The 21,377-nt window shown below is 72.7% G+C and carries 21 protein-coding genes, 1 tRNA gene and 1 pseudogene; 14 read left to right on the forward strand and 9 right to left on the reverse strand.

The genetic code is table 11. The annotated features are described in order from the left end of the window. Positions 1-10: 10 nt before the first annotated feature. From B100_RS0106820 to B100_RS0106835, 4 genes are read right to left on the reverse strand one after another with little or no spacing between them, the layout of a single operon-like run. Positions 11-913 carry a sugar phosphate isomerase/epimerase family protein gene (locus B100_RS0106820; RefSeq protein ID WP_024883693.1) on the reverse strand — a complete coding sequence of 301 codons (903 nt, stop codon included), beginning with the start codon at positions 911-913 and terminating at the stop codon, positions 11-13. 1 nt (position 914) lies between these two features. Next, positions 915-1,826, reverse strand: coding sequence for an ATP-binding cassette domain-containing protein (locus B100_RS0106825; RefSeq protein WP_024883694.1), 912 nt, complete (start codon positions 1,824-1,826; stop codon positions 915-917). 5 nt (positions 1,827-1,831) lie between these two features. Then, positions 1,832-2,911, reverse strand: a complete 1,080-nt coding sequence (locus tag B100_RS0106830; protein WP_024883695.1) for an ABC transporter permease — start codon at positions 2,909-2,911, stop codon at positions 1,832-1,834. Beyond that, a complete protein-coding gene (locus B100_RS0106835) occupies positions 2,911-3,930 on the reverse strand; it encodes a sugar ABC transporter substrate-binding protein (protein ID WP_024883696.1) in 1,020 nt (339 codons plus the stop codon). The genes B100_RS0106830 and B100_RS0106835 overlap by 1 nt, the downstream gene beginning before the upstream one ends. Before the next feature lie 319 nt (positions 3,931-4,249). Here B100_RS0106835 and iolC point away from each other — a divergent pair, with 319 nt between their 5' ends. The 6 genes and pseudogenes from iolC to B100_RS37520 form a co-directional block, all read left to right on the forward strand. After that, a complete protein-coding gene (gene iolC, locus B100_RS0106840; RefSeq protein ID WP_024883697.1) occupies positions 4,250-5,239 on the forward strand; it encodes a 5-dehydro-2-deoxygluconokinase in 990 nt (329 codons plus the stop codon). Between the two features lie 14 nt (positions 5,240-5,253). Then, positions 5,254-6,129, forward strand: a complete 876-nt coding sequence (locus tag B100_RS0106845; RefSeq protein WP_024883698.1) for a Cgl0159 family (beta/alpha)8-fold protein — start codon at positions 5,254-5,256, stop codon at positions 6,127-6,129. A gap of 38 nt (positions 6,130-6,167) precedes the next feature. Further along, positions 6,168-7,085 (forward strand): 5-deoxy-glucuronate isomerase, encoded by a 918-nt coding sequence (iolB, locus tag B100_RS0106850; protein WP_024883699.1) that lies wholly within the window; start codon positions 6,168-6,170, stop codon positions 7,083-7,085. Next, a complete protein-coding gene (iolD, locus tag B100_RS0106855; RefSeq protein WP_024883700.1) occupies positions 7,082-8,953 on the forward strand; it encodes a 3D-(3,5/4)-trihydroxycyclohexane-1,2-dione acylhydrolase (decyclizing) in 1,872 nt (623 codons plus the stop codon). Before iolB ends, iolD begins: the two co-directional genes overlap by 4 nt. A gap of 51 nt (positions 8,954-9,004) precedes the next feature. Next, positions 9,005-9,790 (forward strand): GntR family transcriptional regulator, encoded by a 786-nt coding sequence (locus tag B100_RS0106860; protein ID WP_024883701.1) that lies wholly within the window; start codon positions 9,005-9,007, stop codon positions 9,788-9,790. A 142-nt stretch (positions 9,791-9,932) separates the two neighbouring features. After that, positions 9,933-10,715: pseudogene (locus B100_RS37520) on the forward strand (endonuclease/exonuclease/phosphatase family protein); the annotation flags it as partial. Positions 10,716-10,874: 159 nt separating this feature from the next. Here the strand turns inward: B100_RS37520 and B100_RS0106875 are convergent. Next, positions 10,875-10,948: transfer RNA gene (locus tag B100_RS0106875), tRNA-Pro, on the reverse strand. Between the two features lie 127 nt (positions 10,949-11,075). Between B100_RS0106875 and B100_RS0106880 the strand changes: the two genes are divergently transcribed. Together B100_RS0106880 and cobF are read left to right on the forward strand one after the other, a co-directional pair. Then, positions 11,076-11,618 carry a DUF309 domain-containing protein gene (locus tag B100_RS0106880; protein WP_024883704.1) on the forward strand — a complete coding sequence of 181 codons (543 nt, stop codon included), beginning with the start codon at positions 11,076-11,078 and terminating at the stop codon, positions 11,616-11,618. Between the two features lie 88 nt (positions 11,619-11,706). After that, positions 11,707-12,483: a precorrin-6A synthase (deacetylating) gene (gene cobF, locus B100_RS0106885; protein ID WP_024883705.1), complete on the forward strand. Its 777-nt coding sequence runs from the start codon at positions 11,707-11,709 to the stop codon at positions 12,481-12,483. Here cobF and B100_RS0106890 read toward each other — a convergent pair. Beyond that, positions 12,440-13,243: a cobalt-precorrin-6A reductase gene (locus B100_RS0106890; RefSeq protein WP_024883706.1), complete on the reverse strand. Its 804-nt coding sequence runs from the start codon at positions 13,241-13,243 to the stop codon at positions 12,440-12,442. The genes cobF and B100_RS0106890 overlap by 44 nt on opposite strands. Positions 13,244-13,362: 119 nt before the next feature. Here B100_RS0106890 and B100_RS0106895 point away from each other — a divergent pair, with 119 nt between their 5' ends. Then, positions 13,363-14,730 (forward strand): diacylglycerol kinase family protein, encoded by a 1,368-nt coding sequence (locus tag B100_RS0106895; protein ID WP_024883707.1) that lies wholly within the window; start codon positions 13,363-13,365, stop codon positions 14,728-14,730. Between the two features lie 26 nt (positions 14,731-14,756). On the opposite strand, the gene B100_RS0106900 is transcribed toward B100_RS0106895, so the two are convergent. Both B100_RS0106900 and B100_RS0106905 read right to left on the reverse strand, forming a co-directional pair. Next, on the reverse strand, positions 14,757-15,530 hold the full coding sequence (locus B100_RS0106900) for a sulfite exporter TauE/SafE family protein (RefSeq protein WP_024883708.1): 774 nt from the start codon (positions 15,528-15,530) through the stop codon (positions 14,757-14,759). A gap of 90 nt (positions 15,531-15,620) precedes the next feature. Continuing rightward, positions 15,621-16,808 carry a thiolase family protein gene (locus B100_RS0106905; RefSeq protein WP_024883709.1) on the reverse strand — a complete coding sequence of 396 codons (1,188 nt, stop codon included), beginning with the start codon at positions 16,806-16,808 and terminating at the stop codon, positions 15,621-15,623. Between the two features lie 297 nt (positions 16,809-17,105). Here B100_RS0106905 and B100_RS0106910 point away from each other — a divergent pair, with 297 nt between their 5' ends. From B100_RS0106910 to B100_RS0106930, 5 genes are all read left to right on the forward strand, one after another. Next, the gene (locus tag B100_RS0106910) at positions 17,106-17,588 is read left to right on the forward strand and encodes a Dps family protein (protein WP_024883710.1); all 483 of its coding nucleotides are present in this window, start codon (positions 17,106-17,108) and stop codon (positions 17,586-17,588) included. 43 nt (positions 17,589-17,631) lie between these two features. Beyond that, on the forward strand, positions 17,632-17,964 hold the full coding sequence (locus B100_RS0106915) for a DUF3140 domain-containing protein (protein WP_024883711.1): 333 nt from the start codon (positions 17,632-17,634) through the stop codon (positions 17,962-17,964). 2 nt (positions 17,965-17,966) lie between these two features. Beyond that, positions 17,967-18,629: an endonuclease gene (locus tag B100_RS0106920; RefSeq protein ID WP_024883712.1), complete on the forward strand. Its 663-nt coding sequence runs from the start codon at positions 17,967-17,969 to the stop codon at positions 18,627-18,629. A gap of 138 nt (positions 18,630-18,767) precedes the next feature. Then, complete coding sequence (locus B100_RS0106925; protein WP_024883713.1) at positions 18,768-19,580, forward strand: SAM-dependent methyltransferase; 813 nt, start codon at positions 18,768-18,770, stop codon at positions 19,578-19,580. Between the two features lie 31 nt (positions 19,581-19,611). Further along, a complete protein-coding gene (locus B100_RS0106930) occupies positions 19,612-20,139 on the forward strand; it encodes an NUDIX hydrolase family protein (RefSeq protein WP_024883714.1) in 528 nt (175 codons plus the stop codon). 54 nt (positions 20,140-20,193) lie between these two features. Here B100_RS0106930 and B100_RS0106935 read toward each other — a convergent pair whose 3' ends face one another. Continuing rightward, complete coding sequence (locus tag B100_RS0106935) at positions 20,194-21,372, reverse strand: sn-glycerol-3-phosphate ABC transporter ATP-binding protein UgpC (RefSeq protein ID WP_024883715.1); 1,179 nt, start codon at positions 21,370-21,372, stop codon at positions 20,194-20,196. Positions 21,373-21,377 lie beyond the last annotated feature (5 nt).

Genomic DNA, 21,377 nt, shown 5'->3' on the forward strand with positions numbered 1-21,377 from the left:
TGGGTGGTGGTCAGGCGCCGCAGGAGCGGAGGAACTTCCGGGTGCGCACCGCGATGGGCAGCGGCTTGTCGGGCTCGCAGGGGTACATGTCCTGCTCGACGATCGCGAACAGGTCCACGCCCAGCTTCTGCGCGGCCGTCAGCACCGGGCCCAGCTCCGGCACGCCGGCGGGCGGCTCGCACATCACGCCGCGCTGGACGGCGGGCCCGAACGGGATCTCGTTCTTGACGACGTCGGCGAGGATCTCCGGGTCGACCTGCTTGAGGTGCAGGTAGCCGACGCGTTCGCCGTAGGTCTCGATCAGCTTGACGCTGTCGCCGCCGCAGTAGGCGTAGTGCCCGGTGTCCAGGCAGAGGTTGACCAGGCGCGAGTCGGTGGAGTCGAGGAAACGCTCGACGTGCTGCTCGGTGTCGATGTGGGTGTCGGCGTGCGGGTGGACGACGATGTCGAGCCCGTACGTCTCCTTGACCTCGCGGCCGAGGCGTTCCATGCCCCGGGTGAGGTGGCCCCACTGCTCGGTGGTCAGCTCCGGGGGCTCCAGGATCTCGGCGGTCTTGTCGTCGCGCCAGAACGACGGGATGACGACCAGGTGCTCGGCGCCCATCGCCTGGGTGAGCGCGGCGACGCGGCTGACCTGCTCCCAGGTGGCGTCCCACTCGGACGGGCCGCGGTGCAGCCCGCAGAAGATGGTGCCGGCGGAGACGCTCAGGCCGCGGCTGCGCACCTCGTCGGTAAGGCGGGCCGGGTCGGTCGGCAGGTAGCCGTAGGGGCCGAGTTCGATCCAGGAGTAGCCGGCCTCGGCGACCTCGTCGAGGAAGCGCTGCCAGGGCACCTGCTGCGGGTCGTCGGGGAACCAGACGCCCCAGGAGTCGGGGGCGGAACCGACCCGGATGCGGTCGAGCGTGACTGCCATGTCAGGACTTCCCTTCCGGGGCTGCGGCCGTGGGTGCCTGGAGGGCGCCGGCTTCGGGGAGCCCTTCCGTGTCGACGCCGCGGACCTGCGCCAGCTCGTGCTTGAGTGCGGCCAGTTCCGCGCCGCCGGCCATGTGGTTGGTCAGCTCCTCGAGGCCGACCTGGCTGCGGTCGGCGCTGAGCTCCAGGGTGCCCAGACGCAGCACGTTGAACTGGTCGCCGACCATGTAGGCGTGGTGCGGGTTGTGGGTGATGAAGATGACGCCGAGGCCGCGGTCGCGGGCCATGGCGATGTACTTCAGGACGACGCCGGACTGCTTGACGCCGAGGGCGGCGGTCGGCTCGTCGAGGATGAGGACGCGGGCGCCGAAGTAGACGGCCCGGGCGATCGCCACACACTGGCGCTGACCGCCGGAGAGCGTGCCGATGGGCTGCTCCAGGTCGTCCAGGACGATGCCCATGTTGCGCAGTTCCTCGTCGGCGGTCCGCTTCATGCGGTCGATGTCGAGGCGGCGCAGCGGCCAGGGGCCCTTGGTCATCTCGGAGCCGAGGAAGAAGTTCCGCCACACCGGCATCAGCGGGACCACGGCGAGGTCCTGGTAGACGGTGGCGATGCCCTTGTCGAGGGCCTCGCGCGGGGTGGAGAAGTGCACCGGTTCGCCGTCGACGAGGAACTCGCCCTCGGTGTGCCGGTGCAGCCCCGAGATGATCTTGATGAGGGTGGACTTGCCCGCGCCGTTGTCGCCGAGGACACAGGTCACCTTGCCGGGGTGGACGGTCAGGTCGACGCCGTGCAGGGCGCGGATGTTGCCGTAGGACTTGCCGGCGGCGCGGAGTTCGACCAGGGGGCGGTCGCCCTCGGCCGGGGTGTCCGTGAGGACGGCACCGTCGGTGCCGGTCGTCTTGTCGGTCATTGCGGTCACCTCCGGGTCGCCGTGCGCTGGACCCACAGATTGATGAGGACGGCGCCGAGCAGCATCACGCCGAGGAAGGCCTTGAACCAGTCGGGGTTCCAGCCGGCGTAGACGATGCCCTGCTGCACCATGCCGAACATGAAGGCACCGAAGACCGGTCCGATCGCCGAGCCGTAGCCGCCGGTCAGCAGACAGCCGCCGATGACCGCCGCGGCGATGTAGATGAGCTCCTGGCCCACGCCCTCGCCGGACTGCACGGTGTTGAAGGAGAACAGGTTGTGCATGCCGACGAACCAGGCGCCGAAGCCGACCAGCATGAACAGGGAGATCTTGGTGAAGGTGACGGGGACGCCCACCGCGCGGGCGCTCTCCTTGTTGCCGCCGACCGCGAAGATCCAGTTGCCGTACTTGGTGCGCAGCAGGACCCAGGTGGCGAGGGCGGCGAAGACCAGCCACCAGATCACGGTGATCTTCACCTGGACGCCGCCGACCTCGAAGCTGGACGCGAACAGCGCCTTGGCCTGGTCGAAGCCGTCCATGTCGCTGATGTTGTCGGTGGCGACGTTGCCGGTGACGAGCTTGGTCACCGCGAGATTGACGCCCTGGAGGATCAGGAAGGTGCCGAGGGTGACCAGGAAGCTGGGCAGGCCGGTCTTCACCAGCATCCAGCCGTTGAAGAAGCCGACGGCGAGGGACACCGCGAGGGCGACGATCACGCCCACCCACACGTTCAGGGTGAGCTGGTAGCTGAGCATGCTCGCGGTGAGCGCCGAGGTGACGACGGCGACTCCGGCCGAGAGGTCGAACTCGCCGCCGATCATCAGCAGCGCCACGGGCAGCGCCATGATCCCGATGGTCGACGACTGGTACAGGATGTTCGCCATCGAGCTGCCGTCGCGCACCGGCGGGGCGGCGAACAGGAAGAACACCAGGACGGCGACGGCGCCGAGGAACACGCCGACCTCGGGCCGGGCGAGCAGCCGCAGCGCGAGCGGGCGCCGCGTGGTGCGGCCGTCCTTCTGCTGTTCGGGGCCGGGGGCCGGCGGCGTGGTCGCCGCCGGCTCAGCCTGTTGGGCCATGCTCATCACCGGGTGCCCTTCGCGGCGTACTGGGAGACCGCGTCGACGTTGGACTTGTCGACGAACGCCGGACCGGTCAGCACGGGCTGCTCGCCGCCGCCGCTGTAGTTGCCGTTGTTCTTGTAGAGCCACAGGCCGTCGACGGCGAGGTAGCCCTGGAGGTAGGGCTGCTGGTCCACCGCGAACTGGATGTCGCCGTCCTTGATGGCGCCGGTCAGCTCCTTGTTGAGGTCGAAGGTGGCGACCTTGGCCTTGCTGCCGGCCTCCTGGACGGACTGCACGGCGGTCGGCGCGAAGGGCGCGCCGAGGGTGACGACGTAGTCGATGGAGGAGTCCTGCTTCAGCTTGGCGCTGATGGTCGACTTCACCGACGGCATGTCGGTGCCGTTGACGTTGAGGACCTGCGTCTTGCCCTCGAAGGTCTTCTCCAGACCGGCGCAGCGCTGGGTCAGACCGATGTTGCCCTGCTCCTGGACCACGCAGACGGCGTTCTTGGCGCCGACCTCGTTGAGCTTCTTGCCGAACGCCTCACCCGCGACGGCCTCGTCCTGACCGAAGAACTCCAGCAGCCCGAGGTCCTTCCAGTCGCTCAGTCCGGAGTTGATGCCGACGACCGGAATGCCCGCCGCCTCGGCCTTGGCTATGACGCCCTTGAGCGCGTCCGGCTTGGCGAGGGTGACCGCGATGCCGTCGACCTTCTGGTCGATGGCGTTCTGCACCAGGTTGGCCTGGTTGCCCGCGTTCGGGTCGGCCGAGTAGATCAGCTTGACGTTGTCCTTGTCGGCGGCGGTCTGCGCACCCTTGCGCACGATGTCCCAGAAGGTGTCGCCGGGCGCCTGGTGGGTGACCAGGGCCACCGTCATCTGCGGCGTCGAGGCCTTGCCGGCCGAGGCGTCCGCTCCGCCTTCCTCGGACTTCTTGCCTCCGGAGCCGCTGGAGCAACCGGCGAGGGTCAGGGCGGCTGCCGCCGCGACCGCGACGAACGGTACGACTCTGCGGGAGCGGGGGTGGGAAGAGCGGTCCATCAGTCCTGCACCTCACTGTGCTTCACGGGGGAAAGGGCGAGGAGTCCGAGAGTCCGATGCCCGGAACCTCGGGAGTCCGGGGGTGTGTGCCATCACACATGGCGGTTGTGCTGGGACGCGATCCAATCCCCAGAACCGCCTGCTGTCAATACTTTGTTAAGACATCATTTCACGCGCTCGTCCGAATGTAAGTACAAACTATTGACACCGCCGCCCCTCGAGATCTACACCTGGGAGGCGGCAGGTCCCCGGAAGCGCGTCCCACCGTGGCAGGGCGTCCTGGGACCCGCACCCCCAGCACCTCGAGGAGCGTCGCTCAATGGCCACACCACAGTATTTCGACCTCGTCACCATGGGACGCATCGGGGTCGACCTTTATCCCCTGCAGACCGGGGTGCCGTTGTCGCAGGTGGAGACGTTCGGGAAGTTCCTGGGCGGTTCGGCCGCGAATGTCGCGGTCGCCGCGGCGCGGCTCGGCCGCTCCACCGCGGTGATCACCCGCACCGGCGACGACCCCTTCGGCACCTACCTGCACGAGGCGCTGAAGGACTTCGGTGTGGACGACCGCTGGGTGACGCCCGTGGCCGCGTACCCGACCCCCGTCACCTTCTGCGAGATCTTCCCGCCGGACGACTTCCCCCTCTACTTCTACCGCCGCCCCAAGGCCCCCGACCTGGAGATCCACCCGCACGAGCTGGACCTGCCCGCGGTCCGCGCGGCCGGCATCTTCTGGATCACCGGTACCGGCCTGAGCGAGGAGCCCAGCCGCACCGCCACCCTCACCGCCCTGGAGGCGCGCGCCAAGGCCGGCACCACCGTCTTCGACCTGGACTGGCGCCCCATGTTCTGGCGGGACCCGGACCAGGCCCGCCCGTACTACCGCGAGGCGCTCCGCCACGCCACGGTCGCGGTCGGCAACCTCGACGAGTGCGAGATCGCCACCGGGGTGCGCGAGCCCGAGGCCTGCGCGGAGGCGCTGCTGGCCGCCGGGGTGGAGCTGGCCGTGGTCAAGCAGGGTCCCCGGGGCGTGCTGGCCGTGCACCGGGACGGCACCCGCGCCGAGGTGCCTCCGGTGCCGGTCGAGGTGGTCAACGGTCTCGGCGCCGGGGACGCCTTCGGCGGCTCGCTCTGCCACGGTCTGCTCGCCGGCTGGGACCTGGAGCGGACCATGCGCCACGCCAACGCGGCCGGTGCCCTCGTCGCCTCGCGCCTCGCCTGTTCGTCCGCCATGCCGACCGAGTCGGAGGTCGCGGACCTCCTCGCGCGGGCCGTGGAGCCGGACGCGGCGGACCGGCCGAGCCAGCCCTGAACGGAGCCCTTCCCTTGAATCTGAGCATCCCCGACCTCACCACGGTCCGCGCCCGGCATCCCGAGGCCGTCGCCGAGGCGGCCGCCCGCCGGGCCCGCCGTCCGCTGATCGGCGACAGCGGACGGCTGCTGATCGTGGCCGCCGACCACCCCGCCCGGGGCGCGCTCGGCATAGGCGACCGGCGCCTGGCCATGGCGGACCGGGCCGACCTGCTGGAACGCCTGTGCGTCGCGCTGTCCCGGCCGGGTGTGGACGGGGTGCTGGCCACCGCCGACATCCTGGAGGACCTGCTGCTGCTCGGCGCCCTGGAGAACAAGGTCGTCATGGGGTCGATGAACCGCGGGGGCCTGGCCGGGGCGTCCTTCGAGATGGACGACCGCTTCACCGGCCACCGCGCCGAGGACATCGAGCGGCTCGGCTTCGACGCGGGCAAGCTGCTGGTCCGCATCGACTACGACGACCCCGGCTCGCTGGCCACGCTGGAGTCCTCGGCCCGCGCCGTGGACGCGATGGCCGCGCGCCGGCTGCCGGTGTTCGTGGAGCCGTTCATCTCCCGCCGGGTGGACGGCCGGGTCCGCAACGACCTGTCCGCCGAGGCCGTCACCCGGTCCATCGCGATCGCCTCGGGGCTCGGCGGCACCTCCGCCTACACCTGGCTGAAGCTGCCGGTCACCGAGAACGTCGACGACATGGCGGAGGTGCTGCGCAGCTCGACGCTGCCGGTGGTGCTGCTCGGCGGCGAGGTCGGCGACCAGGAGGCGGCCTACGAGCGGTGGGGCAAGGCGCTGCGGCTGCCCACCGTGCAGGGCATGGTCGTCGGCCGCTCCCTGCTCTACCCGGCCGAGGGCAGTGTGGAGACGGCGGTGGACACGGCCGTCGGCCTGTTGTGACAAGCCCGTACGACGACGTACGCAGACGGAGGCACCGCATGACCCATCACCTTCCCGCGGGCAAGGCCGTCGCCGGCCCCTACACCGTCGACGTCAGCCCGCACAGCGCCGGCTGGGGACACTCCTCGCTGCGGGTGCTGCGACTGGAGCCGGGCGGCTCGCACACCTTCGACACCGGGGACAGCGAGTGGATCGTGCTGCCGCTGAGCGGCGCCTGCACGGTCGCCTCGGACGACGACTTCGGCCACGAGGAGTTCGCGCTCACCGGCCGGACGAGCGTGTTCGACGGCGTGACCGACTTCGCCTATGTACCGCGGGACGCCCGGGTCACCGTGTCCTCGGCGGAGGGCGGGCGGTTCGCGCTGACCGGCGCCCGCTGCACGCGGCGGCTGCCCGCGCGGTACGGCCCGGCGTCGGACGTGCCGGTGGAGCTGCGCGGCAGCGGGAACTGCTCCCGCCAGGTCAACAACTTCGGCGCGGCCGCCCCCGCCGGAGGCGGTGACGGACAGGGTTTCGAGTGCGACAAGCTGATCGCGGTCGAGGTGCTCACCCCGGGCGGCAACTGGTCGTCGTTCCCGCCGCACAAGCACGACGAGCACCGGCCGGGCGAGGAGTCCGTGCTGGAGGAGATCTACTACTTCGAGTTCGCCGCCCACGACGGCACCCCGGGCCTCGGCTACCAGCGGGTCTCCCCGTCCGGGCCCGGCCGGGACACCGACGTGCTGGCCGAGGTGCGCGACGGCGACGTCGTCCTCATCCCGGACGGCTGGCACGGCCCGTCGATGGCGGTGCCCGGCCACCACATGTACTACCTCAACGTCATGGCGGGACCCGAGGACGAACGCGCCTGGCTGATCTGCGACCACCCCGACCACGCCTGGATCCGCGACACCTGGCCGCAGCAGCCCGTCGACCCCCGACTCCCCCTCTACACCGCACCGGAGAGGTCCGCATGAGCGCCACCACCCGCCGACTGACCACCGCCCAGGCCCTGGTGCGGTTCCTGTCCGCGCAGTACACCGAGCGGGACGGCGTGCGCCGCCGGCTGATCGCGGGCACCTGGGGCATCTTCGGCCACGGCAACGTCGCCGGGCTCGGACAGGCGCTCGTCGAGTACCGCGACGCGATGCCGTACCACCAGGGCCGCAACGAGCAGGCGATGGTGCACGCGGCCGTCGGGTACGCCCGCCAGCTCAACCGGCTCTCCGCGCAGGCGGTGACGACGTCCATCGGCCCCGGCGCGACCAACATGGTGACCGGCGCCGCGCTCGCCACCATCAACCGGCTGCCGGTGCTGCTGCTGCCCGGCGACTACTTCGCCTCCCGTGCCGCCGACCCGCTGCTCCAGCAGCTGGAGCACCCCGTCGAGGCCGACGTGTCCGTCAACGACACGCTCCGCCCGGTCTCCCGCCACTTCGACCGGATCACCCGTCCCGAGGCGCTGATCGCGTCCGCGCTGAACGCGATGCGGGTCCTCGCCGACCCGGCCGAGACCGGTGCGGTCACCCTCGCGCTGCCGCAGGACGTGCAGGCGGAGGCGTACGACTGGCCGGAGGAGTTCTTCGCCGAACGGGTGTGGACGGTACGCCGGCCCGCCCCGGACCCGGTGGAGCTGGACGCGGCCGTGGCGGCGGTACGGGCGGCGCGCCGGCCGCTGATCGTCGCGGGCGGCGGCGTCCACCACAGCGAGGCCGAGGACGCGTTGCGGGCGCTGGTGGAGGCCACCGGCATCCCGGTCGCCTCCACCCAGGCCGGCAAGGGTTCGCTGCGCCACGACCACCCCGCCGACCTGGGCGGCATCGGCCACACCGGCACGGCGGTGAGTGACGCGCTGGCCCGCGACGCGGACGTGGTGATCGGCGTCGGCACCCGCTACACCGACTTCACCACCGCCTCCGGCACGCTGTTCCGCGACCCGCACGTGCGGTTCGTGAACGTCAACGTCACCGGCTTCGACGCCCACAAGCTCGCCGCCCGCACCCTGGTCTGCGACGCGCGGACCGGTCTGGAGCGGCTCACGGAGGCGCTCGCCGGGTACCGCGTGGACGAGGCGTACGAGGCGGAGTACCGGGCGGGCAAGGAACGCTGGGACGAGGTCGTCGAGGCGGCCCTGAGCGCCGACGACGACACCGCCGTGCCGACCCAGACGCAGGTGGTGGGCGCGCTGGACGCGGTGGTCGGCGACGACGACGTGGTGATCAACGCGGCGGGCTCGCTCCCCGGCGACCTGCACAAGCTGTGGCGCGCCCGCGGCCCCCGCCAGTACCACCTGGAGTACGGCTACTCCTGCATGGGCTACGAGATCCCGGCCGCGCTGGGCGTCCAGCAGGCCGCGCCCGGCACGCCCGTCTGGGCGCTGGTCGGCGACGGCACGTACCTGATGATGCCCACGGAGATCGTCACGGCCGTCCAGGAGGGCCTGCCGGTCAATGTCGTACTGGTGCAGAACCACGGCTACGCCTCCATCGGCGGCCTGTCGGAGGAGACCGGCGGCGAGCGCTACGGCACCGCCTACCGGTACCGCGCCCCCGACGGCTCCTTCACCGGCGCCCCGCTGCCGGTGGACCTCGCGGCGAACGCGGCCAGCCTCGGCATGGACGTGCTGCGCGCCAAGACGGTGCGGGAGCTGCGCACCGCCCTCGCCGAGGCCCGCGCCTCGGACCGGCCGACCTGCGTCTACGTCGAGACCGACCCGGCGCCGACCGCTCCCCCGGCCGAGGCGTGGTGGGACGTGCCGGTGGCCGAGGTCGCCACCCGCGAGCCCGCGCGAAAGGCCCGCGAACGCTACGACGCCCAGGTCGCCGGGCGCCGCCGCCACCTGTGAACCCGTCGTCCCCCGCGCCCCGGCCGGGAACCCCGACAGGAAGGCACGTCCATGGCGAAGACCGGTGACCCCGCACGCGCGGCGGCCGGACCCGCGCTGCACTCCCTGGACTTCGCCCTGGACCGGGGCAGTCCGGTGCCGCTGTACTACCAGCTCGCCCAGCAGCTGGAGGCGGCGATCTCGCAAGGGGTGCTCGCCCCGGGCGACCTGCTGGGCAACGAGGTGGACCTCTCGGTGCGCCTCGGCCTGTCCCGGCCGACCGTCCGCCAGGCCATCCAGTCCCTCGTCGACAAGGGGCTGCTGGTCCGGCGGCGCGGGGTGGGCACCCAGGTGGTGCACAGCCAGGTGCGCCGCCCGCTGGAGCTGACCAGCCTCTACGACGACCTGGAGGCGGCCGGGCAGGCCCCGACCACGGAGGTCGTCCGCAACGAGACCGTCCCGGCCCCGCCCGGGGTGGCCGCCGCGCTGGGGCTGGCGGAGGGCGGCGAGGTGGTGCTGCTGGAGCGGCTGCGCCGCACGCACGGCCTGCCGGTCGCCCTGCTGAGCAACTACCTCCCGGCGGGCCTGCTCGACCTGGACAGCGCCCGACTGGAGGCGGGCGGCCTGTACCGGATGATGCGGGCGGCCGGCATCACCCTGCACAGCGCCCGCCAGACGGTCGGGGCCCGCTCGGCCACCGCCGAGGAGGCCGAGCGCCTCGACGAGAAGGAGGGCGCCGCCCTGCTCACCATGCAGCGCACGGCGTACGACGACACGGGACGGGCGGTGGAGTACGGCAGCCACATCTACCGCGCGTCCCGCTACTCGTTCGACTTCCAGCTGCTCGTCAGACCGTGAACCGGGAGGCGGTCCCCGCTCGTCCTGACGATCAGAACTGATCACCACGACGTGTGAAGGGGATGCCCGGGTGGACATCGTGAGAACCCGCCCGACCCGGGGGCGGGTGCCCGCGGCCCTGGCCGTACTGACGGCGGGGCTGATGGCGTTCCACCGGGCGGTGCCGGACACGCCGGGCCGGGTGGGGAGCGTGCTGGAGTCGCTCCTGCCGTGGCTCGGCCTGGCGGTCGTGCCCCTGTTCCTGTACGGCCTGCTGCGCCGTGCGCCTGCCACACTGGTGTCGCTGCTGCTGCCCGTGGCGGTGTGGACGCACCTCTTCGGCGGGCTGCTCCTGCCCCCGGACGCGGCGGGCCCGCGCGACCTGGTCGTCGTGCAGCACAACGTCGCCGACGACAACCCCGACCCGGCGGGCACGGCCCGCGCCCTCGCCGGAGCCGGGGCCGGGGCCGACCTGATCGCGCTGGAGGAACTGGTGCCCGACGCGCTGCCCGCGTACGAGCGGGTCCTCGCCACGCGCTATCCGCATCACGTGGTGCGCGGCACCGTCGGGCTGTGGTCGCGGCACCCGCTGAGCGGCGCACGGACGCTGGACATCAAGCCGGCCCGCCTGACCGAGCCGTGGAGCCGGGGCCTACGGGCGGTGGCGGCCACGCCGCACGGCGAGGTGGCGGTGTACGTGGCGCATCTGCCGTCGGTCCGGATCGTGCCGCGCGGGATGACGTCCGCCGGGCGCGACGAGAGCGCCGCGCTGCTGGGGCGGGCGGTGGCGGAGGAGCCGCTGGCCCGGGTGATCCTGATGGGCGACCTGAACGGCACGGTCGACGACCGGGGTCTGGCGCCGCTGACGTCCCGGCTGGAGGTGCCTCGGCGCGGGTTCGCCTTCAGCTTCCCGGCCGGGCTGCCGCTGGTGCGGATCGACCAGGTGATGGCCCGCTCGGCGACCGTGGGCAGGATCGACACCCTGCCCGCCACGGGGAGCGACCACCTGCCGGTGCGGGCCCGGATCGCGCTCGACCGAGGCGCGGACGCGGAAAGGCCGTACCGGAATGCTCCGATACGGCCCGACGACCTGCTGTGTCGCAAGTCGGGACGACAGGATTTGAACCTGCGACCCCTTGACCCCCAGTCAAGTGCGCTACCAAGCTGCGCCACGTCCCGGTGCGCGTCGCGCGGGTGAACCGCGTGATCGCGCGAGAAGCACTTTACAGCACACTCCGCGCCGGACCGAAGCCGGGCGGTGAGCGGGGCGGTGAGCTGTGCGGGCCGCCGGGGCACAATCGGCCGTATGGGCACCACGGACAGCACATCCACGGACCGGGCGGGCGCCGCGGGGCGCGACCGCGACACTGAGGGCCGGGCGCGCAACGCCCGCCCGCGCGACGGACTCGGGCGGCCCCTGCCGTACGGCGAGGAGGGCGTGCCCCGGCAGCCGGAGGGAGTGGTGCGGCGGCCGGAGGAGAGCGTCGCCGAGGCGCAGCGGCTGCTGGACGAGGGCAAGCCGTTCCACGCGCACGAGGTGTTCGAGGACGCCTGGAAGTCGGGTCCCGAGGAGGAACGGGAGCTGTGGCGGGGGCTGGCGCAGATGGCCGTGGGGCTCACCCATGCCGCCCGCGGGAACGTGACCGGCGGGGCCCGGCTGCTGCGGCGCGGGGCGGGCGCCGCCGAGGCGTGGGCGGAAGGGGCGCCGGAGGCGGGGTCCGGGCCGCACGGGATCGACCTGCCCGGGGTGGTCGCGTGGGCGCGGGAGGTGGCCGCGGAGGTCGAGCGGGGTCAGGGTGACCCGGTCGACCCGGCCGCCCGTGCGCCACGGCTGCGGGGCTCCGCCTGACCTGCGGGGGCGACGGCACCTGACCGTGCGTGGGCCGGCCTCCGGGTGCGATGTGATCGTGCCCGGGGGTGTGCGGCAGACTCGGGGCGTGCGGACTATTCATGTGATCGGTATCGGCGCGGGCGACCCCGACCAGCTCACCCTCCAGGCGGTCAAGGCCATGCGGAGCACGGACGTGTTCTTCATCCTCGACAAGGGCGAGGCGAAGGCGGACCTGACCGGGCTGCGCCGGGACATGCTGGACACACACCTGGCGGACCGGACGTACCGCGTCGTCGAGGCGCGCGACCCGGAGCGGGATCGCTCGGCGGGCGGCTCGGCCTACTCCCCCGCCGTGGGCGACTGGCGCAGCGCCCGCGCGGACATCTACGAGCGGCTGATCGCCGACGAGCTGGGCGAGGACGGGACCGGCGCGTTCCTGGTGTGGGGCGACCCGGCGCTGTACGACAGCACCCTCGCCGTCCTGGAGGAGGTGCGGGAGCGGGGCACGGTCGCCTTCGACCACGACGTCGTGCCGGGCATCAGCAGTGTCTCGGCGCTCGTCGCCCGGCACCGCACGGGCCTCAACCGGGTGGGGCGCCCGGTGCAGATCACCACGGGCCGGCGGCTGGCGGAGGAGGGCTTCCCGGACGGCGTGGACGACGTGGTGGTGATGCTGGACGCCCACCAGCGCTTCCGCGCCTTCACCGACGAGGACGTCGACATCTACTGGGGCGCGTACATCGGCACCCCGGACGAGATCATGGTCTCCGGCCCGCTCGCCGAGGCCGCCCCGCGCATCGAGCGGCTGCGCGCCGAGGCACGGGAGCGCAAGGGCTGGATCATGGACACCTACCTGCTGCGCCGCTCCCCCGACGAGCGTTAGGCCGGCTACCGGGGCCCGCGAGGACGTCGTCCAGCCGGCGCAGTGCCGACGGCACGTCGAGGGCGGCGGTGATCCCGGCCGGCAGCGGTGGGCGCCTGACGACGACGACCGGGAGCCCGAGGTCGCGCGCGGCCGTCAGTTTCGCGGAGGTCGCCGCGCCGCCGCTGTCCTTCGTCACCAGCACGTCCACGCGGTGCTCGCGCAGCAGCGCCGTCTCGTCGGCCACGGTGAACGGGCCGCGGGCCTGCAGGACATACGTGTGCGGGGGCAGCGGCGGTTCGGGGGGCTCGACCGACCGTACGACGAAGCTGAGTTCCGTGAGCCCGGCGAAGGCCGCGAGGCCGAGGCGCCCGGTGGTCAGGAACACCCGGCGCCCGAGTGCGGGCAGCGCGGAGGCGGCAGCCTCCAGGGACTGGACCGGGTGCCAGCGGTCGCCGGGGCCGGGCCGCCAGCCGGGGCGGCGCAGCACCACCAGGGGCACCCCGGCCGAGGCCGTGGCACGGGCCGCGTTCGCGGTGATCGTCGTGGCGAACGGGTGGGTCGCGTCGACGACGGCGTCCACGCTCTCCTCACGCAGCCAGGCGGCCAGTCCCTCCGGGCCGCCGAAGCCGCCGACGCGTACCTCGCCGTCGAGCGCGCCGGGCCGGGACACGCGTCCGGCGAGCGAGGTGGTCACTTTGGTGCCGGGGCGGGCGGTCAGTCCGGTGGCGAGCCGGCGCGCCTCGGTGGTGCCGCCGAGGATCAGCACGTGCGGGGACATGCGCCGAGCGTACGAGGACCGGGTACGGCGATCGGCGGCGCCCGTGCGCCGATGATCGCTTTCGGCCCGCACGCGTGTGCGTGCACGCCCTACGATGACGCCGGACGATCGAAGGAGTCATGGCCGTGGACTGGAGCAGGCGGGGCTATCACGCCCAGCGGTGGGCGGCGCGGGGGGCGTTGCTCGCGGCGGCGCTCGCGGTGGCGGCGCCCCTGGTCTACGGCGGGCTGCGCGGACTGCTGCTCCTGGTGCTCGGGGTGGCCGGGCTGGGGCTCAGCGCCGCGGCCCTGTGGTGGACGCTGACCCTGCGCGGGCCGCTGCGGTGGGGGGCGGCGCTGGTCGCCGTGTGCGTCCCGGCGGGCCTGCTGACGCTGTTCGCGGTGACCTTGTTCTGGGCGCTGCTGGTGTCGTTGGCCCTGTGGGGCCTGGCGGTGTGGAGCGGCAGGTACGCGCTGCGCGGGACCGGGGGCCACACCCCGGTGCGCGAGCGGCGGCTGCCGCCGCCCCGCAAGCCGGTGCTGATCATGAACCCGCGGTCGGGCGGCGGCAAGGTGGGCCGGTTCCGGCTGCGGGAGAAGGCCGAGCGGCTGGGCGCCCGGGTGGTGCTGCTGGAGCCCGGCGAGCAGCACGACGTCACCGAGCTGGCCCGGGCGGCCGTCGCGGACGGCGCCGATCTGCTGGGCGCGGCGGGCGGCGACGGCACCCAGGCGCTGGTCGCGGCGGTGGCCGCCGAGCACGGCGTCCCCTTCCTGGTGATCAGCGCGGGCACCCGCAACCACTTCGCGCTGGACCTCGGCCTGGACCGGAGCGACCCGGCCGCGTGTCTGGACGCGCTGACGGACGGAGTGGAGATCCGGGTCGATCTCGGGTTCGCGGGCGACCAGCCGTTCGTGAACAACGCGTCGTTCGGCGCGTACGCGGCAATCGTGCAGAGCCCCGCCTACCGCGACGACAAGCTCGGCACGAGTCTGGAGATGCTGCCCGATCTGCTCACCGGGCAGCAGGGCCCCCGGCTGGTCGCCCGCGCCGGGGACACCACGCTCACCGCGCCGCAGGCGGTGCTGGTCAGCAACAACCCGTACCGCACCGGCGACCCGTTCGGACTGGGCCGGCGCGAGCGGCTGGACTCCGGGACGCTGGGCGTTCTGGGGGTGCGGGTGGAGGGCGCGATCAGTGCCGCCGCGCTGCTGCTGAACCCGGATCCGGCCGGGCTGACGGTGCTGACCGCGCCGGAGGTGGTCATCGAGGCGGACCGGGAGGAGATCGAGGCGGGTGTCGACGGGGAGGCGATGATGCTGCCCGCGCCGGTGCGCTGCCGTACGGCGCCGGGCGCGCTGCGGGTGCGCGTGCCGCGAAGGCGGCCCGGTGTCGCTCCGGCCCCGCCGAAAATGGACTGGCGCCGGCTGCGGAAGCTCGCCGCGACGGTCGGCCGCACGGCGGCACCGACCCGGCTGCACCGCCCGCACGCGGGGCGGCGCGAGTCGTGAGCGGAGCCGCGCGGGGCGGCTCCTGATCAGCGCAGCAGCAGCTGCAGCCCGCCCAGGACGGTCGCCGCGATCACGAGTTGCTCGAAGAGCCGCTGGTTGATCCGGGTCACCGCCCACTTGCCGAGGAACGCGCCGGGCACCACGAACAGCACCAGGGCCGCGTCGAGCAGCAGCGAGTCGGCGTCGATGAGGCCGAGCCCCGCGCTGAACGGCAGCTTGGACGTGTTGACGATGAGGAAGAAGAACGCCGACGTGCCCAGGAAGCCCAGCTTCCGGAAGCCCGCCGAGAGCAGGTACATCGACATCACGGGGCCGCCCGCGTTGGCGACCATGGTGGTGAAGCCGCCGAGGACCCCGTAGGAGCGGGCCTTGGCGCGGCCTGCCTTCGTGGTCACCGCGTCGGGTTCCTCCTCCGCGTCGGCACGGCGCCGCCGCCACACCGTCACCGCGGACATCAGCAGCAGGATCGCCCCGATCGAGGTCCGTACGATGCCGTCGTCCGCCCACATCAGGAACACGGTGCCGACGACCACGCCCGCCGCGACGGCGGGGAACAGCCGCCACAGGGTCGGCCAGTGCGCGTGCCGCCGGTAGGTCAGCACGGCGAGGACGTCCCCGGCGATCAGGATGGGCAGCAGCACGCCGGTGGAGGCGCGGGCGGGCAGGACGGCGGCGAACACGGCGAGACTCACCGTGTTCGCCCCGCTGACGGCGGTCTTGGAGAAGCCGACGAGCAGGGCGGCGAGGGCCAGTGCGGCGAACTGCCAGCCGGTGAGGTCCCAGAGGGTCATGGTGTTCATGCGGCGACCGATGCTACGTGCGGGCATCGGCCGCCTGTACGGCGCCTCCCACCCGGTGACCGCCGGGGGCGGTGCCCCGGCGGCCGCCCGTCAGTGCCGCTCGACCAGCACCGCGCTGCCCTGTCCGACGCCCACACACATGGTGGCGAGGCCCCGTTCGGCGCCGGTGCGGCGCATGCGGTGCAGCAGGGTGGTGAGGATGCGGGCGCCGGAGCAGCCCAGCGGGTGGCCCAGCGCGATCGCGCCGCCGCTGACGTTGACGAGCTCCGGGTCGATGCCGAGCTGGTCCACGCAGGCCAGGGCCTGCGCGGCGAACGCCTCGTTGAACTCGGCCTCCTGGATGTCGCCGATGTCCCAGCCGGCGCGGGCGAGCACCTTGCGGGTGGCGGGGACGGGGCCGATCCCCATGACGTCCGGGTGGACACCCGCGGAGCCGCCGGCGACATAGCGGCCGAGCGACTCCAGGCCGAGGTCGTTCAGGGCCTCCTCGCTGACCAGGATCAGGCCGGCGGCGCCGTCGTTCATCGGGGAGGCGTTGCCCGCGGTGACCGAGCCGCCCGCCCGGAACACCGGCTTCAGCCGGCCGAGCTTGTCCAGGGATGTGTCCTCGCGGACGCACTCGTCGGCGTCGACGACCACACCGTCCGGGCGGGTCACGGGCAGCAGTTCGTCGTCGAAGTGGCCGTTCTTGCGGGCGTCGGCGGCGCGCCGGTGGCTGCGCAGGGCGAACTCGTCCTGGCGCTCGCGTGAGATGCCGTACCGGCCGGCGACCTCCTCGGCGGTCTCACCCATCGCCAGCAGGCCGTGCAGCTCCTTCATCGCCGGGTTGACCAGACGCCAGCCGAGGCGGGTGTCGAAGGTCTCCATGCGGTGCGGGAGCGCCTCGTCGGGGCGGGGCAGCACGAAGGGGGCGCGGCTCATGGACTCGGAGCCGCCGGCGATCACGATGTCGGCCTCGCCGGCCGCGATGGTGCGGGCGGCGGTGGTGACGGCCTCCAGGCCCGAGGCGCACAGGCGGTTGACCGTGGCGCCGGGGACGGACTCGGGGAGGCCGGCGAGCAGGGCGGCCATGCGGGCGACGTTGCGGTTGTCCTCGCCGGCCTGGTTGGCGGCGCCCCAGTAGACGTCGTCGACGCGGGCCGGGTCCAGCGCGGGCACGTCGGCGACCAGGCCGCGGATCACGGCGGCGGCGAGGTCGTCGGGCCGTACGCCACAGAGGGCTCCGCGCAGTTTGCCGATGGGGGTGCGGCGGGCGGCCGCGAAGTGGACGGGACGCACGAGGACTCCTGATCCGGATGCCGACGGCTGGGCTGCGATCGGCGGCTCTTTTAATTAGCACCGCTAGTTTCGGACTATAGACCGCCGGACCCGGCACGGGGAAGATCCGGGAGGTCACGGCGAATCCTCCCTCAGGTCACAGGGGGTCCTCCCGTACCGCGGGGCGGGTTTGTCCTCAGGGGCCGGGGGCACCCGCGCGTTCACGGAGTGGTCACGGAGCGCGGCGCGCGCGGGCGACACCCGGCGCGAAACCCGCTCCTTGTCCACGAGCGCATCAAGAAGGAGGAACACCACTCCATGACCGTCGTGAGGAGCACACTTCCGGACGAGGCCCGCCGCGTTTCCAGCGAGGCCCTCCAGGAGACCCTGGTCGACCTGCTCGGGCTGTCGCTGATCGGCAAGCAGGCGCACTGGAACGTCGTGGGACCGCGGTTCCGCTCGGTCCACCTCCAGTTGGACGAGGTGGTCTCGGCCGCGCGTACGCACGCGGACACCGTGGCGGAGCGCGCCGCGGCGCTCGGCGTACCGCCGGACGGCCGCCCGGAGACGATCGCCAAGGTCTTCTCCCTGCCCGCCCCCGCCGAGGGCTGGCTGCGCGACTCGGAGGCCGTCGAGGTGATGACCGACGCCCTGGGCGCGGCGGTCACGCGGCTGCGCGAGCGCATCGACGCCACCGAGAAGGCCGACCTGGTCACCCAGGACCTGCTGATCTCGATCACCGCCGACCTGGAGAAGCAGCGCTGGATGTTCGAGGCGGAGAACTTCCCCGGGGAGTCCTGAGCGTCTTCCCGGCGCACGACGCACGTGAGCGAAGGGGCACATGATGAGCGACGCCCTCGAGATGGACGCGCTGTGGGAGGACTTCCACCGCGCGGTGAACATGACGTCGGCCGAGCTGTCCGCGTGGCTGCGGGTCAGTGACGCCGACGAGACGACGGAGCCGCTGCCGGACCGGGCGGGCAGCGACACGGGACAGCACGTGCTGTCCATCCTGCAGAAGCGCCGCACCGACCTCACCGAGGACGACCTGCGCGTGATGGAGGAGGTCGTGGACACCGTGTCCGAGGAGACGGACCCGGAGAACGAGCCGGTGGCCGAGGACACGGCCCGCCGCCACCGTCTGATGACCCTGGGCCACGACCCGCTCAGGGGGTAGCCGTGGCAGGCCGCGACGACGAACGGGCCGTGGTGCGCGTCCTCGTCGACGCGCACGGCGAGACGTACGCGCACGAGGCGGGCATCACCCTGCGGAACACGCCCCAGCCGCTGTACCGGCTGCTGGTGCTCGCCCATCTGCTCAGCGCCCGCATCAAGGGATCGGTCGCCGTGGCCACCGCCCGTGCCCTGCACGAGGCGGGGCTGCACGACCCCCGGCGGATGGCGGACGCGGCCTGGCAGGAGCGGGTGGACGCGCTCGGCCGCGGCGGCTACCGGCGCTACGACGAGCGCACCGCCACCCAACTCGGCGAGGCAGCCGAACTGTTGCTGGACCGCTGGGGCGGTGACCTGCGCGGGCTGCGCGCGGAGGCGGACGGCGACGTCCGCGAACTGCGGGTCCTGCTCCAGGAGTTCCCCGGCATCGGTCCGGCCGGCGCGGACATCTTCCTGCGGGAGGTGCAGGCCGTGTGGCCCGAGGCCTCCCCGCAGGTGGACGCCAAGGCGCTGCGGGGCGCGCGGCGGCTGGGGCTGCCGCAGGACCCGGACCGGCTGCTCGGCCTCGCCGGGCGGACCGAACCGGCCGTGCTGTCCTCGGCGCTGGTGCGCGCGGCGCTCGACAAGAGCGTCGCCGAGGACACCCTGCGCAGAGCCGGGTCACGCTGATCCCCGCTCAGTTTCCTTTCGGGTCGCCCCGGTTCACGGGGCGACCCGTTCCGTTCCCGGGACAACGTGATCACCGCGATGCACAATGGCCGGGGCGGCCGGCACGGGCCGTACGCGGGCGAGGGAGAGGGAGAGACCGTGAGTGAGAGCCACACCCCGACGAGCGGCTCGGCGAGGCTGAACACCGGTGTGGCGCACAACGCGCGCGTGTGGAACTACTGGATCGGCGGCAAGGACAACTACGAGGTCGACCAGCGGGTCGGTGACCACGTCGCGTCGATCATCCCGGTGATCCGGGACATCGCCCGCGCGGACCGGGACTTCCTGGGCCGCGCGGTGACGTATCTGACGCGGGAGCGCGGTGTGCGTCAGTTCCTCGACATCGGCACCGGACTGCCGACGGCGGACAACACCCATGAGATCGCGCAGCGGATCGCCCCGGACACGCGGATCGTCTACGTCGACAACGACCCGATCGTCCTGGTCCACGCCCGCACCCTGCTCACCGGCACCGGCGAGGGCGCCACCGACTACATCGACGCCGATGTGCACGACCCGGACGCCATCGTGGCGCGAGCGTCCGCGACGCTCGACTTCTCCCGGCCGGTCGCGGTGATGCTGCTGGGCATCCTCAACTTCGTGCTGGACACCGACAAGGCTCGGGAGATCGTGCGCCGGATCATGGCGGAGATGCCCTCCGGCAGCTTCCTCGCACTCACCCACCCCACCTACGACGCCGAGGTGGGCGGTGAACTCCAGGTCCCCGCGATGGAGTTCTGGAACGCCAACGCCACTCCCCCGATCACCGCCCGCGGCGCGGCGGACATCTCCGCGTTCTTCGAGGGCCTGGACCTCGTCGAGCCCGGTCTGGTCTCCTGCTCGCAGTGGCGCGCGGAGCCCGATTCCACCCTCGTGGTACCCCAGTACGGCGCGGTGGCCGTGAAGCCCTGACCCTCGAAAGTATGATCAAACAATGTCTGACATGACCGAGACCACGCCGGGCTGGCTGTCCTCCGACGACCTGGAGATGGCACGCGCCCAGATGCCGATCCTGTACGTCGAGGCCGTCCCCGTGCGGGTGGACGACAGCGGTGAAGTCACCAGCATCGGTCTGCTGCTGCGCATCGGACCCGACGGGACGGTCAGCCGCTCCCTGGTCTCCGGCCGGGTGCTGCACCACGAGCGCGTCCGGGACGCCCTGCTGCGTCATCTCGAGAAGGACCTCGGCCCGGTGGCACTGCCCCGCGTCCCGGCGTCGCTTCAGCCGTTCACGGTCGCGGAGTACTTCCCCACCCAGGGCATCACCCCGTTCCACGACCCTCGGCAGCACGCGGTGTCGCTGGCGTACATCGTGCCGGTGACCGGTGACTGCCGGCCCCGGCAGGATGCCCTGGACCTGGTGTGGTTCACCCCGCAGGAAGCCGTGTCGCGGGCCGTGCAGAGCGAGATGCCCGGCGGGCACGGGGTGCTGCTGAAGCAGGCGCTGGCGCACGCGGGCTGCGTGATCTGACCCGCGCACCCGTCGGGGCCGCTCCGCGCGGAGGCGGCCCGGACGGGTACGCGGTCAGCTCTCCGGGTGGGTCAGGTTGGTGCCGTTCGACGGGTCGAAGACGTGCGCCTTGCCGAGGTCGACCCGCAGCTCGACGGGGGCGCCCTCGCGGGCGCGGGTGGCCGCGTCCAGCCGGGCCACGATCTGCTGGGCCGCCCCGGCACCGGTGTCCTTCAGGCCCGAGTCCGAGGCCAGCTCCTCCAGTTCGGCGGTGCTCACCGGGCCGCCCTCGGCGCTGAAGTAGACGTACGCGTCGGAGCCCAGCGACTCCAGCACGTCCACGGTGACGGTGACGACGGGGCCGCCGGTGTCGCGGGCCAGGCTCGCGTCCTCGAACGCCTCGGGCCGCAGTCCGACGATGACGTCGCGGGGCGCGTCCCGGCGTTCCAGCTCCCGGCGCATGCGGTCGTCCAGCGGCAGGTCGCCGAGCGGGGTGTGCAGGGTGTCCGTGGTCAGGGACGCCTGGACGAAGTTCATCGACGGGGAGCCGATGAAGCCCGCCACGAACAGGTTGCGGGGCATGTCGTACAGCTCGGCGGGGGTGCCGACCTGCTGGACCACGCCCTGGCGCATCACGACGACCCGGTCACCGAGGGTCATGGCCTCGGTCTGGTCGTGGGTGACGTACACGGTGGTGGTGCCCAGGCGGCGCTGCAGCCGGGAGATCTGGGTGCGCATCTGCACGCGGAGCTTGGCGTCGAGGTTGGACAGGGGTTCGTCCATGAGGAACGCCTTGGGGTCGCGCACGATGGCCCGTCCCATGGCGACCCGCTGGCGCTGTCCGCCGGAGAGGTTGGCCGGCTTGCGGTCCAGGAACTCGACGAGGTCGAGCACCCGGGCGGCCTCCTCGACCTTGCTGTCGATGGTCGCCTTGTCCACCTTGGCCAGTCGCAGCGGGAAACCCATGTTCTCCCGCACGCTCATGTGCGGATACAGGGCGTAGCTCTGGAAGACCATGGCCACGTCCCGTTGCTTGGGCGCGAGGTCGTTGACGACCCGTCCGCCGATGCGCAGGGTGCCCTCGGTGATGTCCTCCAGGCCCGCGATCATGTTCAGGGTGGTCGACTTGCCGCAGCCGGAGGGGCCGACCAGGATCACGAACTCGCCGTCGGCGATGTCGAGGTCCACGTCCCGCACGGCGAGGGATCCGTCGGGATAGCGCTTGGTGACTCCCTCGAGGACGATCTCGGCCATGGGTG

This window comes from Streptomyces sp. CNH189 (assembly GCF_000527195.1).

Excerpts from the sequence above, each read along its gene's own strand:
- B100_RS0106890 (WP_024883706.1), bottom strand. The coding sequence starts at position 13,243 with ATGTCCCCGCACGTGCTGATCCTCGGCGGCACCACCGAGGCGCGCCGG.
- B100_RS0106935 (WP_024883715.1), bottom strand. The coding sequence starts at position 21,372 with ATGGCCGAGATCGTCCTCGAGGGAGTCACCAAGCGCTATCCCGACGGA.
- B100_RS0106825 (WP_024883694.1), bottom strand. The coding sequence starts at position 1,826 with ATGACCGACAAGACGACCGGCACCGACGGTGCCGTCCTCACGGACACC.
- B100_RS0106895 (WP_024883707.1), top strand. The coding sequence starts at position 13,363 with ATGGCCGTGGACTGGAGCAGGCGGGGCTATCACGCCCAGCGGTGGGCG.
- B100_RS0106830 (WP_024883695.1), bottom strand. The coding sequence starts at position 2,911 with ATGAGCATGGCCCAACAGGCTGAGCCGGCGGCGACCACGCCGCCGGCC.
- B100_RS0106820 (WP_024883693.1), bottom strand. The coding sequence starts at position 913 with ATGGCAGTCACGCTCGACCGCATCCGGGTCGGTTCCGCCCCCGACTCC.
- B100_RS0106880 (WP_024883704.1), top strand. The coding sequence starts at position 11,076 with ATGGGCACCACGGACAGCACATCCACGGACCGGGCGGGCGCCGCGGGG.
- iolC (WP_024883697.1), top strand. The coding sequence starts at position 4,250 with ATGGCCACACCACAGTATTTCGACCTCGTCACCATGGGACGCATCGGG.
- B100_RS0106900 (WP_024883708.1), bottom strand. The coding sequence starts at position 15,530 with ATGAACACCATGACCCTCTGGGACCTCACCGGCTGGCAGTTCGCCGCA.
- B100_RS0106860 (WP_024883701.1), top strand. The coding sequence starts at position 9,005 with ATGGCGAAGACCGGTGACCCCGCACGCGCGGCGGCCGGACCCGCGCTG.
- B100_RS0106915 (WP_024883711.1), top strand. The coding sequence starts at position 17,632 with ATGAGCGACGCCCTCGAGATGGACGCGCTGTGGGAGGACTTCCACCGC.
- iolB (WP_024883699.1), top strand. The coding sequence starts at position 6,168 with ATGACCCATCACCTTCCCGCGGGCAAGGCCGTCGCCGGCCCCTACACC.
- B100_RS0106910 (WP_024883710.1), top strand. The coding sequence starts at position 17,106 with ATGACCGTCGTGAGGAGCACACTTCCGGACGAGGCCCGCCGCGTTTCC.
- iolD (WP_024883700.1), top strand. The coding sequence starts at position 7,082 with ATGAGCGCCACCACCCGCCGACTGACCACCGCCCAGGCCCTGGTGCGG.
- B100_RS0106930 (WP_024883714.1), top strand. The coding sequence starts at position 19,612 with ATGACCGAGACCACGCCGGGCTGGCTGTCCTCCGACGACCTGGAGATG.
- B100_RS0106835 (WP_024883696.1), bottom strand. The coding sequence starts at position 3,930 with ATGGACCGCTCTTCCCACCCCCGCTCCCGCAGAGTCGTACCGTTCGTC.